The sequence below is a fragment of the Butyrivibrio sp. AE3006 genome (assembly GCF_000424165.1).
Taxonomy (GTDB): domain Bacteria; phylum Bacillota; class Clostridia; order Lachnospirales; family Lachnospiraceae; genus Butyrivibrio.
Genome location: NZ_AUJJ01000025.1, coordinates 48,614 through 61,795 on the forward strand (window position 1 = coordinate 48,614; position 13,182 = coordinate 61,795).

The window sequence follows — 13,182 nt, forward strand, 5'->3', positions numbered from 1 at the left end:
TTTTCTTTACTTGAAGGCATATTATAACCTCTTACATCCCACCTCGACAAATTCAACTGGAATTACTCATAATTCACTGTTATTTTTCCCAACGTTATTTTATCCAAAACCTTATCATTAGTCTTTACTGTATGTTCCGGTAGAATCTTTTCTTGATAATACACGCCGTCCCAGTTTAGAAGCTTTTCTGGGTCTTCGGAATATCCTGTTAAATCACAGGTATTTACAAGAAATTTGGCATATTTTACTGCAAGAGTATGTTTTATCCGCATATTAGTGAGGATACTTTCATCCAACCCTGTTCTTGCAAGCTGATTCCCGGTCATGCTGCTTAAGATCATCTTTGCTTCGACCATTGCTTGTTTTTCTTCCGCGCTGCTTAATACAACTCCTTCAGAAAGAGCTCTTTTATAATAAATCTCATCTGATATACAAGTTTTAACTGCCACCTTCTTGGCGTAATCACAGACAAACTGAGAATCCATGCCGGCTGAAAAGTGGGTATTCCACCAGTGCTTTGGATTCTCCGGATCATACAAAAGAGCCTGGTCCTGCACAAACTCTTCTACTTCATATATGTAATATCCAAATTCTCTTAAGGTAATCTCGGTATCATCAACTGTGATCAAAGGCTCATCAAAATGGTCTTCATAAATGAATCTGCTCAGTATTCTCCCGCAAATAGCAGCAACTATCAGGATGACGTTTGCAATTAAAATTATTTTGATAGCTCTTTTATCTGATCTCTTCATAATCACTATCCATCCTGTGTAAACAGCTCTTGGAATTCCTTTCTTCCGGGAACCCACGCCTTTTCATAAATGTGAGTGAAATGATTTTTTACCGTCTGCTCAGAAATTCCGAGCATATAAGCAATTCTATGATTTGAAAACCCCGACACTTTAAGGTATCCGAGTTCAAGTTCTCTTTTCGTAAATCCGAATTTACGAGCTATATTAAGATACTGCTCCTTTGTAATTCCGGGATCATTCATCTTCCATGTCCATCTCTTCATTCATCTTACGCTCGGCATTTAACTTAAGCGGCAGAAGAAAAAACTCGATTATTACTGCATAAAAACCTGAAAGGAAGCAGACAGCAAGGCTTGGTCCAAACGTTTCCGGCTCAGATAAATGTCCCATAAGAATTATTGCTGAAGTTATGATGGCAAAAAGAGCTCCAAATACAGTAAGCTTCTGGGCAGCGCCTACGGCTTCTATAATATTTTTTAGTTCAAGAAGTCTGTAATCTTTTATCCCTACTGAGAATGAATTCAAAAAATCTTTCCACTCACCCATGATAATGAGCCCGGGAATCAGAATAAGTAAAACAAGAATCAGCGAAGGCACATCAAGAAACCATGCGACAGCAGAAAAACCAAAACTGGTTCCGAGGGTACTGATAAGAAATACAACGATGAAAAGTACAAGCTCTCCAAATAAAACGGTACGGATATTCTTTTTCATAAGCATACTCCTTTTAAGCTTTATTTATTCGTTATAGGTGTTCCTATTATGACGTTATCATATGCACGAAAAGAAATATATAGTACCTTTTTGATTATGAGCGGTACAACTTTTTATATTCCGAGATAAAAGGCTATAGCTCAACGTTATCCATAAGAAAGTCAAACAAATCGATAATCATAACTCCCTTCTCATCATAAGAAGGTTTTAATCCTGTTTTTGCCACGACTATCTTTTTAAAGGAATCATCAATATAATAAAGGCTCTTCTTTTCCTGTAACTGTTTATCAGCATCGTCCATCGAAAGTGCTGATTGAATATAGTATTTTATATCTCCTTTAGATGCTATGAAATCCACTTCCAGTGCTTTCTGTGCATATATATACTTTCCATTAGCATCTATTCTGTCTGTCTTCTCGCTGACGTTAACTTCGCCAACATCAACATTAAAACCTCTGTATCTAAGCTCGTTATATATGATGTTTTTCCATAATATGAGTCTCTTCAATCTGTCGGAAATTAAGCCTGGCATTCCTTACCCCGATATCTCCGGAATAATCGACTTAAAGATTCCCACGTTCTTTTTTACGAGATCGAGCCTTGTCTCGCCGGGCTTCTGTCCTGCCCCTGCCGTAACAACCACAACTGCAGCATCGCCTGCATCCTTGTAATCTCCGGCATATATCTGCATTGGCTTTGCAAAGGGAAGTCCATGAAATATATGCTTACTGGGAAATTTAATCAAGTATCTTACCATTTCTGGAGATTGTCACAACCTGCCAAGGAAGAAACTTTCCGCTATTCTTTATTGCATTCTCTGCGGCTCTCTGCAGCCCTCCGCAGCATGGAACCTCCATTCTTACTATGGTCACGCTGACAACATCGTTGTTTGAAATGATCTCCGTAAGCTTCTCAGTATAGTCGCCTTCGTCAAGTTTTGGGCATCCAATCATTGTAACCTTGCCCTTCATAAATTCCTCATGCATGTTAGCGTAGGCGTATGCTGTGCAGTCAGCTGCAATAAGGAGCTTGGCCCCATTATAAAAGTCTGCCTGCGTTGGAAGGAGCTTTATCTGGCATGGCCACTGCATCAGTCTTGATGGATGAGTGCTCATTCTTGATATCATGTCCTGTCCGGGATCAATGTCTTCCTGATTGCCACTCTTAAGTGTCATAAACCTTGAACCGGGGCATCCATGTCCTGCAGCGTGTTGTTCCATTTCTTTCATCATCTTGTTTTCGCACTGATGCATATCTTTTACCAATCCTTTCTTCTCCTGTGCTGCCTTTACTGCTGCTTCGTCATACGCAGGCGCTTCTCTTTCTTCAAAAGAGATTGCTCCCATTGGGCATCCCGGCAGACAGTCCCCAAATCCATCACAGAAGTTCTCTCTTACCAGTTTTGCCTTTCCATTCACAATATCAATGGCTCCTTCATGACATGCGTTTGCGCAGATACCGCAGCCGTTACACTTTTCTTCATCGATTTTTATTATCTTTCTTACCATCATTAAACCTCTCTGTTTGACCTTTGTTCTTGTTCTGATGGTGTCAGTATAATATACTATTCATGACAAGTATGTTGTTCAAACCACATTTTGGAGAAAAATTTATGAACCTTGAAGGTATAGAAAAGAGTAGATTGTTCAAGGGAATGACAGCTAAAGAACTGTCTTCATGCCTTGCTTCACTGGATGCCAGGGAAAAGAAATATCGAAAAGACGATCTGATTCTCCGCGCGGGAGAGCGAACTTCAAGCATAGGCATGGTACTCTCAGGCAGTGTTACTATTGAAAGCAATGACGTCTGGGGCAATTGCTCTGTCTTAAGCCATGTAGGCCAAAATCAGTTCTTCGCTGAAACCTATGCTCTACTTGGCGAAGTCCTTCTGGTTGATGTAAGAGCAAATGAAGACTGCCGAATTCTCTTTTGCAATATAAGGAACCTTCTTGAAGACAGCAAAAAGAGCTCTCCCTGGAAGGAAAAGCTCCTAAAAAACATACTTATTATTTCATCTCAGAAAAACCTTGTCCTCTCTGGACGCAGTTTCCATACTTCTCCCAAGAGCTGCCGTGGACGCCTTTTGTCATATCTCAATGCCATCGCACTCCAGACAAGTTCAAGGGAATTTGACATTCCCTTCAACAGGCAACAGCTTGCCGATTACCTTAACCTCGAAAGGACCAACATGTCAAAAGAACTCTCGCACATGAAAGATGAGGGGCTTATCGAATATAGAAAAAGTCATTTCAAGCTTATTAAGGCGGATTAAATACCATAAGTACTGTAAGAAGCAGACTTAGAATTTCACTGCGTTCTCTGCACTCACAAGACGGATAGCCGAGAGAACCTTGCCGCATTTATCAAGACGCTTCAAAAGCTGTACAATGATGCAGTGGCCTTCCCACTTTAACTCTTTACGTTATATTCTTTCCCGTCAATAACTGCAGTAACAGCACTTTCAAACTTACTAACAGCCATTATAAGAGTTGTAAAGAGCTTTTTTAGCACTGGTATGCTTCATTGTGCTACTCCTGTTATCTCTTTGGCAAGTTCCAGAATTTCAAAGGCATATTTTTCCTTGCCCTTTTTCAGAAGCTTCTTGTATAAAGGATAGTTAGTGATGCAGATTGCAGCACCTGCCAGTCCCAGCAGTACTCCGACGATCATGAAAACTGCTCCTGTTCCAAAGACGCCCAGCCCAAAGCACATTCCTGTGCCAAAAATCAGAGTTCCTATGATCCCCAGTGTCATTGCCGAAATGAAAGCCGGAAGCTTTGCTCTTTCATCAAGCTTTTTAAGCTGCCTTACCTTATTTGTTTCCTTTGGCATGTAATCCTTTGCAACACTTTCTGCATAAACCTTATCTAAATCGTTCATCGTATTCTTCTCCTTCTTTTCTCTTGAATGTCCTTTTTATGCGATCTTTCCTGTTTCTTTGAGCCATCTGATCTCGTCACGTATGGTCTCTCTATATGACCTTGTGGTATAACCCAGATCCTTACTTGCTTTACTTGAATCAAATCGGTTGTTTCTTGCAAGGTTGTAAACGGAGAATGTTGTCATAAGAGGCTTTTCTCCAGTCTTCTTAGCCTTTTTCTCAAGTACCCCGGCAATCAGGTTTGCTACTGATATTGGTAAAAAGAACTTCATCTGCTTGCAACCGCTCTCCTCTGAAACAAGCTTTGTAAAATCCTTAAAGCTGACAGGCTCATTCCCAAGAATGTAGCACTCTCCGCTTTTGCCCTTATCAGCTGCCCCAATGAGTCCGTCAGCCAGATCTCTTACATCACACAGATTAAAGCTTCCATCGATTCCTGCAGGCATCTCGCCATTGATGATGTCAACTAAAGTCTTGGTGGTCTCGCCCATTGCAAAATCCTCAGGTCCAAGGATTCCTGACGGGTGTACCACACAGGCATTAAGGCCTTCCTTTGCAGCTTTGAGCACTACGTTTGTTGCCATAGCCTTTGACAATGAGTAGCAGCCTTTGATTCTCTCAGGATCAAGGGGAATAGATCCTTCGCACTCTCTTATGGTTCCTTTTTCTTCCTCAGGTATTGCTCCTGTTGATGAGCAATAGACAAGCTTTGATACTTTGTGCTCTTTGCACATCTCTATGATGTTTTCTGTTCCACCGACATTTACATCCATGACTTTCTGACTATAATCAGGATTTACAGTTACGATGCTCGCTATATGAAGCACAATTACTTCCGTATCTTCAGGTGTCTCAAAGAATCTTTCCAGGTCATCTTTGTTACAAAGATCGCCGTATGCTATTTCAACTTCCTCAGGAAGATATTTTGCTGACTTGTCGCCTTCAAGGACAAACGCCCTTACTTTTTCATTTCTTTCAACAAGCTTTCTGCAGACTGTGCTTCCAAGAAATCCTGCTGCTCCTGTTACCAGATACATCTTATTTGTTTTGCTCATTTATCTTTTCCTCTCTTATTCTCAATTTGTTTTTTTGCTCTTTGCTTTGAGCTTGAAGTCATTATAGGAAAATGAGCACACAAAAAGAACAACACTTTTTGCAAAATGTGTTGATTTCAGGAGTACAGGTCCCGACACGTTTTGTAAAAAGTGTTGATTTGTAAATCCGATATAGTGTTTTTACTGCGTTATGGCTTGATGATACACTTCTGTATGACGCTTATGATCTCATCTTTTGACTCGGTGCATCCACCTCGTACCCACTCAGTGACAACTCCGATAATGCCCTTAAGATAAAAGACCATGATAAGTGGCTGTTCTTTTTGGGGAACTCCAAACCTTGTAAGAATGGGGCCAAATATAGTTTTAAACCAGGTTTCATAAGTCTTTTCAGCGCCCATCATCTCATTCTTTTCATACATCAGGTAAAAGAGCTTGCGGTTCTCTTCCACAAAATCCAGATATGGCATCAGATACTTGGGTGTTACAAGAAATAGCTCATCCTCATTTTTTTCATCAATATCAAGTGCTCCAGGCCCATCAGCACCAAAGCGCCCAAAGAAATCTTTATACACAGCCTCCACAGTTTCCTGCAGAAGATCATTTACATTATCATAGTGAAGATAAAAGGTGGATCTGTTTACGCCAGCAGTTTCACATATCTCCTTAACAGAAATAAGTTCAAAATCTTTACTGTCAAGAAGTGTCAGTAACGCTGTATGCATTTTTTCCGCTGACTTAAAATACTTGCTCTCATTCTTGTTCATAGCAAAGCACTCCTAACACCTGTAGACTCATATATTCCCGAATAAAGCTCGGGAATATATGACAAATAGGCCATTCCAGTGCGACTACGTCGCAGGGCCTATTTGCACTTGTATCATATTCTCACGAAATGCGCAGCGTAGTGCGCATTTCTGAAATTTCATTCGATAACTCATACTCAAATGATATCACAATTTACCTTACTTAATAAAAGCAGCTACAGATTTCTCCATAGCTGCTGTAATGTGCCGTATTAAAATTATTATGCTTTCTTACTGCTGGAACAACCATTCCATAACTGCTATACAGTTATAGGCGTAGTCGAATGAAGCCATATGGTATGAAGCTCCGCCTCCGGCGCCTCCACCATTTCCGCCCATCATTCCTTGAGGCTTCTCGCCGGTCATTTCCATTGCCGGCTTATCTTCACTTACATCTGAAGAAGCGTCTGTAGCAGCCTCGGGATTTGAAAGGCCTCCTTCTTCAGAAGAACTCATCTGCCCGCCGTTTCCTCTTTCGCCAAAGCTGCCATCTCCACCGCCCATGGGTGAATTGCCTGTTCCTGCATCAATAGTTCCTGTTTTCCAGGATATGAAGTATGCTCCTGTAGCTTCTCCACTGAGTAATTCTGATGCAGCTGATGAAAGCTCATCTGCCGACCATGTTCCGTCCCATTGTGCATATGTGTAGGTGACGCCATCTGCGTCATATCTGGCCATAAGGTCCTGCGCTCCGGTCCATGCACTTGTATCATCTTCAGCTGCAAAATAAACGAAGGTCTGCCCCTCCAGATTTGAAAGAAGTTCCGTATCCCACTGACCATCAACAAACATACACGCAGCATATAAATCCGGGTATTCCGATGCAAGTATGAGTGTCGTCATGCATCCCATGGACTGACCTGTTCCATAGATTCTATCAGTATCTACTGCGTACTCATCTGACATGTAATCAATAAATCTCTTGGTGAGCTCAACATATTCTGTTGTACTATATCCATCATGGTCATCAAGAATTGTTTCAGGATATGTTGGTACAGCTACTATGGTCGGATATACTGACTGCCATTCTGATGTTGCCCATACAAGACCACCAAGCCCCTGTGTAAGTGAATACTCCGCATCAGTTCCTGCAGTTGTTGAATCACCTATAAACACAACCATTGGATATTCTGCATTTTCGTCATATCCTTCAGGAAGATACAGATTATAAGTTATAGAAAGACCTGTCTCCTCATCAGTATAAGTGAGCTGGTCAAAAAGATCTGTATATGTCTCCACAAGACCCTCTTCATCTTCCGCAAGCGTGTTACTGACAAGTCCCAGCTCTAATATAGAACCGGTATCTGTAGTTGTTTCAGCTTCTGCAGCAGAATCTGAAGCTTCTTCTTTTACCTCTTCAGATGAATCACTTGCTTCCTGGGTGCTTTCCGATGATACGGTCTGGGTACTATCTGCTTGCTGTGCCAGGCTTCCACAAGCAACTGCAGATACGGTTATCGCACATGTTGTCAAAATAGTTGCTAATTTCTTGAACATTATAAAATTCCTCCATTTATCTGTTCCTGTTTATCATAAAGTTTTGGAGTATTTTATATTGCGAGCTACCATTCGCAGTAAGCCTGTTTCCAGAATTTCTAAGAGTTCTGTTCTTCAGTTTACATTCTCATGATATATCCGTTAACTAAATCCAACCTAAAGAGCCTCTAAACATATTCTGAAATCATTAGTTACTTATTTTCTCTTCCAGCTTCTTGCGCTGTCTTTTTTCATACATTGTATTCCCGAGTTATCTTACAACCACATTTTGCAGACATTTAAAGAATCTACGTCTCAAATACTTCTCCTATATCACCATCAATGCATATACTTCTATCTGCAATTTCTTCCGGGCAATAGCTTTCGCCATAATTTAAGCAGGCATATACCGCTTTCTCATTTGCCAGCGTCATCTGCCAGAATGGATACTTTATTATAACAGGGGTGTTGGCTCCCACTCCAAGTTCAAGATAAAGAACGTGAAGATTCTCATGTCTACGAATAAAATCAGAATATGCCGCAGATGCCCTATGCCATCCTTCATCTTCGACAAAAGAATCGTCAGCTCTCAAATTCATAGTCATATCAGAGCCGTCATCAGGACACTTTGGAATCAGCTCAGAAGGAATTTCCATCAGTAGCTTACCATCAACCGGTACCTGAAATACTCCCTGATCATCTCTTACAAAACCTTGTGCTTCCATAGCTTTCATTACCCACTCTTCATTATCAAAGGTCTTCTGAATAGCAGGATTCACGCTCTGAAACAAACCATAATCACCCTGAGTATAGAACAGTCTTTTCTTGTCAAAACCTGCTCTTTGAAACTGGTGATCTACATTTGTTGTGATAACAAAATAATCCTTATCGAAAACCATCTTAAGAAGATCCCTATACACTGGCTTTGGAGCATTAATATATCTGTTAAAATAAATATGTCTCGCCCACCAGGCCCAGCGTATTTCTTCGCTCGGAAACGGATAGAAACCACCTGAATACATATCTCTTATTCCAAATCTTTTGGCAAAGTCATAGAAGTATTTTTCAAAACGCTTGCCGCTATATGTTAAACCAGCAGATGTTGATAGTCCCGCTCCTGCTCCAATGACAATTGCGTCTGCTTCCTTGATTTCATGCAAAAGCCTTTTTATTTGCTCATCATATAAGTTTTTCATAAATGGCCTTATCCTCATCTTTGAAAACATTGAATATCACCCTTTCTACCTTACCAGAATTTTCACGGAGCCATTCCGATACAGTCTCTACCGCAATCTCGGCAGCTTTCTGATTCGGAAAACGAAAAACTCCCGTTGAAATGCAACAAAAAGCAACGCTCTTCAGGCCATTTTCAGCACACATATCCAAAGTGTTTCTATAGCAGTTCTCCAAATCCTTTTCCAATTCAGGAGTAAGTTTGTATTGGACAATTGGTCCTACTATATGAATAACTTTCTTTGCCGGAAGATTATACGCATCAGTGAGCATTGGAACGGCAGTAGGCTGTTCATAATCTCTTCCATATCTGATTCTAAGTTCATTCATCTGCCTGTTGCACTCAGCTCTCAACTGCACTCCTGCAAAAGTATGGATACAGTTATCTATGCAAGTATGCATCGGGACAAAACAACCGAGCATCTGCGAATTAGCGGCATTAACAATAGCATCCACCGAAAGTCTCGTAATATCACCCTGCCAGATGGATAGTCCGTCCCTGATAACCGGGATGTCTGATAGATTCACCACACCCTTTTCAGCCGCTCTTTCTGTCAGATATTCATCCTGTACTTTCACTACTTCAGAAGATAATTCTTTTGGCATACGGATGTTCATAAGCGACCTTAGGATTCGTCTTTTATCTTCCGTACTATTTGGAGTCTTTAAATTCTTATATTCATCAGAATCTTCCTTGAACTCTTCTACAAGATAATCAAGACGTTCTTCCTGTGTTGTATTCTTTGACATATTCCACCTCCTTCTAAAAAAATAGTGACTATTAATCTTTCGACTTGTAGCCACCGTTTTTGTACCAATATATTTCCACTTTAATAATCCCTATCCCATGCTAATAGTTATTGTAACATCGCCATTTGAAAGCAACTCAGTCATGCCAGCCTCATCCTTATCAGATATGTGACCTAACCGTGTGTATGACCAGCTATTAGACCCATAGAACACAACCATTTGATTCCCTGAATAAAGAACTATATCCCCTGATGATGTTGTCGTCTGTTTATCATCTCGTGGCAAACTCTGTCCTATGGAACCCACCTGTTCAAAACCACCATACATTGACATCTGAATGGTAACATCACCATCTTTAGCCATATCCCGCAGCGCTTCTACAGCCTGATTGTCTTCCCATTCCACATTAACTTTTGTATCGCCAATCTTCATTATCATTGTACTATCTCCAATAGCTTCATCATCTACTGATTCATCTTTTTCTGCCAGCTGATACATAACATCTCCCTCCAGCTCATCATTCTCTTCTGAGCTTTCTGTTTCAACATTTTCTGATGTTGATATTTCAGTTACTGCATTCTGATTATCACCGGAGTTTATTGTATTCCCTGAACAGGCGCTCATACAAAACATGATTGTCATACAGAATGCTATCAAAATCATTTTTCCTTTCATATCAAACTTCCTTTATTTTAAAGCCTTTCCAAACTCGAAAGCTTCGTTTAACTCTTCTGTTTTCCCAGATGCTTCGCCCATATCACCTATTCCTCCACAGAATAAGGACCCTGAAAATTCTGCCTTTCCAAAACAGTCAACCCACCCTTGAAGTCCACTAATTGCCTTTTCAGGTACGAACTCTTCATCCTCAGCTGCAACAGATAGCATATATACATTCCTGAACTTATAGTCTGAAGGATACAACGGATTGAGCCTATCCAAAAGAGTCTTCATCTGTCCGCTCATCTCGTAGTAATAGATTGGTGTTGCAAAAACCAGGGTATCTGCATTCTTTACTTTTTCTGCAATTTCAACAGCATCATCTTTAATGATGCATCTCTGAGTGTTCTGGCAGGCCAGACATCCTATACAGAAACTGATATTTTTCCCTTTCAGGCTTATATGTTCCACATCATGACCTGAAGCTTTTGCTCCCTCCATAAGCTTTTTCGTAAGTATATCGGAATTACTCTTTGCTCGAAGACTTGTAGAAATCACTAACACTTTACTCATATCATCCCATCCTTTATTATTTCTTCAACCGTTATCATTACTTAAAATTCTCCTTAAAGAAGCTCTCCAGCTTGTCATAAGGAATATAATCCTTATCTCCGCCATCATATAGATCTGTATGCACCGCATCAGGGATTATCATAAGTTCTTTATTATCAGCATACTTGCTGTCTTTAATCATATCTGCATAAGCATCCTTTGAGAAATAACATGAGTGTGCCTTTTCTCCATGGACAAGTAATACTGCACTTCTGATCTCGTTTGAATATTTCAGGATGGGCTGGTTTATGAAAGACTCACATCCGGTCACATTCCAACCACCATTAGAGTTAAGGCTTCTTGCATGATATCCACGATCGGTCTTGTAATAGCTATGGTAATCCTTAACAAAGAAAGGTGCATCCGAAGGCAACGGATCGACAACTCCATCGCCAAGCTTATAATCACCCGATTTCAGATCCTCCAACCTCTGAGCACACATAGCTTTCTTCTTCTCATAACGTGCCTCTTCACTGTCCTCACTGTCAAAGTAACCTTTTGCGTTCACCCTGGTCATATCATACATGGTGGATGCCACGGTTGCCTTTATTCTCGTATCAAGTGCCGCCGTATTGATCGCCATTCCGCCCCAGCCGCAGATACCTATGATCCCTATCCTGTCAGGATCAACTCTGTCATTCAGGGAAAGAAAGTCAACCGCCGCCATGAAATCCTCAGTATTGATATCCGGGGAAGCCATATATCTTACATTCCCGCCACTTTCTCCGGTAAAAGAAGGATCAAACGCTATTGTCAGAAAGCCTCTCTCTGCCATGGTCTGCGCATACAATCCACTGCACTGCTCCTTAACTGCACCAAAGGGACCGCATACTGCGATTGCGGGAAGTCTGCCCTCTTTATCCCCCGGTACATACAGATCTGCCGCAAGTGTTATCCCATATCGGTTCACAAAGGTCACCTTGCTGTGGTCTACCTTATCGCTCATAGGGAATGTTTTGTCCCATTCAGTTACCAGTTTCAGTTCTTCCTTTTTGATCATGATTGCATCCTCCGTTCTCTTATCACTGTTTATCCGCTTCTTTTTGTGTCTGTCTGATCAGATAGTCCATCCTATCAACCTTCCTCTGACTGTCGTGCATTTCCTCCACCAGATCACATCGACATTTTCGAAGATACTTTACGAGCCCGTCCATATCTCCGGCTTCGTAAAGTGCTTTTGCTCTCTTTGTTCCTTCCGCAGAGCATCCACTGTCTGTAAGATTTTCTATCAGGTTTTTTACTTCCATCTGTCCTACCTCGTATCCTCATTATATTTACTTGACGAATTCTTCGCTAATGAATAAAATGAATATCGTGATATTCCAAAAGTGAATATCAGCGAGAGGATTCTATGGAGATCAAAAGCCTGCGATACTTCCTTGCCGTCGCAAGGGAAGAGAATATGACAAAGGCTGCGGACATGCTTCATGTCACACAGCCTACGCTTTCAAAAACATTAAAATCACTCGAAGATGAACTGGGAAAAAAGTTATTTACACGTCACAGCTTTAGCATATCCCTGACTGATGAGGGGATGCTTCTTCGCGACCGTGCGGAAGATCTCATCGCCATGGCCGACCGTATAGAACAGGAATTCATCACCCTTGACGATATCACCGGCGGGGATATCTATTTTGGACTGGCAGAAAGCTTTCAGATACGGCATCTTGCAAAAGAAATCCACAAGTTAAAGAACCGATATCCCGGTTTTACCTACCATATCACCAGTGGAGATACCGAGCAGGTGACGGAAAAACTTGATAAAGGCCTGCTTGATTTTGCGGTATTATGTGAAAAGCCAAACTCTGCCAAATACGATTACTTGAAATTTCCGGAAGCCGATGTCTGGGGAGCTGTCATGCCTGCTGATCACCCTCTCGCCAAGAAGAAGTCCGTTAGAGTAAAGGATCTTATCGGTAGGCCATTATTCTGCTCTGAACAAAGCTGGAACAACGAAATTCCCGGGTGGGCAAGGGATAGTTTTGACAAGCTTCATCTTGAGGGCTCTTTCCGTCTGTCCTATAACGGTTCCATGTTTGCAAAGGAAGGGCTTGGGATCCTGCTAACCTTTGAGCATCTGATCGACTGCTCCAAAGAGAGCGGGCTTGTTTTTCGTCCCCTTTCACCTAAACAGACATCCGAGTTGTATCTGATATGGAATAAATATCCTTCTTTTACTCCCATAGCTGAAAAATTCCTTACACAGATCAAAACATCGTTCCACAAACCGTAGCAAAATTCTCTTC

The 13,182-nt window shown here is 41.2% G+C and carries 17 protein-coding genes and 1 pseudogene; 2 read left to right on the forward strand and 16 right to left on the reverse strand.

Annotation, left to right across the window (positions count from 1 at the left end; all coding sequences use genetic code 11):
- Positions 1-62: 62 nt before the first annotated feature.
- The 6 genes and pseudogenes from G603_RS0113225 to G603_RS0113250 form a co-directional block, all read right to left on the reverse strand.
- The gene (locus G603_RS0113225) at positions 63-752 is read right to left on the reverse strand and encodes a hypothetical protein (RefSeq protein ID WP_026670525.1); all 690 of its coding nucleotides are present in this window, start codon (positions 750-752) and stop codon (positions 63-65) included.
- Between the two features lie 5 nt (positions 753-757).
- Entirely contained in the window at positions 758-1,015 is a 258-nt protein-coding gene (locus tag G603_RS20400; RefSeq protein WP_079484333.1) for a helix-turn-helix transcriptional regulator, read from the reverse strand.
- Entirely contained in the window at positions 987-1,466 is a 480-nt protein-coding gene (locus G603_RS0113235) for a hypothetical protein (protein ID WP_026652444.1), read from the reverse strand. The genes G603_RS20400 and G603_RS0113235 overlap by 29 nt, the downstream gene beginning before the upstream one ends.
- 133 nt (positions 1,467-1,599) lie before the next feature.
- Positions 1,600-1,998: a hypothetical protein gene (locus tag G603_RS0113240; RefSeq protein WP_026670526.1), complete on the reverse strand. Its 399-nt coding sequence runs from the start codon at positions 1,996-1,998 to the stop codon at positions 1,600-1,602.
- A 9-nt stretch (positions 1,999-2,007) separates the two neighbouring features.
- Positions 2,008-2,187, reverse strand: a pseudogene (locus tag G603_RS0113245) (lactate/malate family dehydrogenase); the annotation flags it as partial.
- Between the two features lie 16 nt (positions 2,188-2,203).
- Positions 2,204-2,974, reverse strand: a complete 771-nt coding sequence (locus G603_RS0113250) for an ATP-binding protein (RefSeq protein WP_026670528.1) — start codon at positions 2,972-2,974, stop codon at positions 2,204-2,206.
- A 104-nt stretch (positions 2,975-3,078) separates the two neighbouring features.
- Here G603_RS0113250 and G603_RS0113255 point away from each other — a divergent pair, with 104 nt between their 5' ends.
- A complete protein-coding gene (locus G603_RS0113255) occupies positions 3,079-3,738 on the forward strand; it encodes a Crp/Fnr family transcriptional regulator (protein WP_026670529.1) in 660 nt (219 codons plus the stop codon).
- A 248-nt stretch (positions 3,739-3,986) separates the two neighbouring features.
- On the opposite strand, the gene G603_RS0113260 is transcribed toward G603_RS0113255, so the two are convergent.
- The 10 genes from G603_RS0113260 to G603_RS0113305 all read right to left on the reverse strand — a co-directional run bounded on the left by G603_RS0113260 (position 3,987) and on the right by G603_RS0113305 (position 12,183).
- On the reverse strand, positions 3,987-4,346 hold the full coding sequence (locus G603_RS0113260; RefSeq protein WP_026670530.1) for a dihydropteridine reductase: 360 nt from the start codon (positions 4,344-4,346) through the stop codon (positions 3,987-3,989).
- 36 nt (positions 4,347-4,382) lie between these two features.
- Entirely contained in the window at positions 4,383-5,402 is a 1,020-nt protein-coding gene (locus G603_RS0113265) for an NAD-dependent epimerase/dehydratase family protein (protein WP_026525878.1), read from the reverse strand.
- Between the two features lie 188 nt (positions 5,403-5,590).
- Positions 5,591-6,169, reverse strand: coding sequence for a TetR/AcrR family transcriptional regulator (locus G603_RS0113270; RefSeq protein ID WP_026670531.1), 579 nt, complete (start codon positions 6,167-6,169; stop codon positions 5,591-5,593).
- A gap of 270 nt (positions 6,170-6,439) precedes the next feature.
- A complete protein-coding gene (locus G603_RS21635) occupies positions 6,440-7,705 on the reverse strand; it encodes an alpha/beta hydrolase-fold protein (RefSeq protein ID WP_051207871.1) in 1,266 nt (421 codons plus the stop codon).
- 287 nt (positions 7,706-7,992) lie between these two features.
- Entirely contained in the window at positions 7,993-8,880 is an 888-nt protein-coding gene (locus G603_RS0113280) for an SIR2 family NAD-dependent protein deacylase (RefSeq protein ID WP_081669938.1), read from the reverse strand.
- Entirely contained in the window at positions 8,864-9,667 is an 804-nt protein-coding gene (locus tag G603_RS0113285; RefSeq protein ID WP_026670533.1) for a protein-ADP-ribose hydrolase, read from the reverse strand. Before G603_RS0113285 ends, G603_RS0113280 begins: the two co-directional genes overlap by 17 nt.
- Positions 9,668-9,757: 90 nt before the next feature.
- Positions 9,758-10,342, reverse strand: a complete 585-nt coding sequence (locus G603_RS21640) for a cyclophilin-like fold protein (RefSeq protein ID WP_051207876.1) — start codon at positions 10,340-10,342, stop codon at positions 9,758-9,760.
- A 12-nt stretch (positions 10,343-10,354) separates the two neighbouring features.
- Positions 10,355-10,897, reverse strand: a complete 543-nt coding sequence (locus tag G603_RS0113295; RefSeq protein WP_026670535.1) for a flavodoxin family protein — start codon at positions 10,895-10,897, stop codon at positions 10,355-10,357.
- Positions 10,898-10,934: 37 nt separating this feature from the next.
- A complete protein-coding gene (locus G603_RS0113300; protein ID WP_026670536.1) occupies positions 10,935-11,936 on the reverse strand; it encodes an alpha/beta hydrolase in 1,002 nt (333 codons plus the stop codon).
- Positions 11,937-11,958: 22 nt separating this feature from the next.
- On the reverse strand, positions 11,959-12,183 hold the full coding sequence (locus G603_RS0113305; RefSeq protein ID WP_026670537.1) for a hypothetical protein: 225 nt from the start codon (positions 12,181-12,183) through the stop codon (positions 11,959-11,961).
- 104 nt (positions 12,184-12,287) lie between these two features.
- Between G603_RS0113305 and G603_RS0113310 the strand changes: the two genes are divergently transcribed.
- Positions 12,288-13,169 (forward strand): LysR family transcriptional regulator, encoded by an 882-nt coding sequence (locus G603_RS0113310; RefSeq protein ID WP_026670538.1) that lies wholly within the window; start codon positions 12,288-12,290, stop codon positions 13,167-13,169.
- The last annotated feature ends 13 nt before the right edge of the window (positions 13,170-13,182 follow it).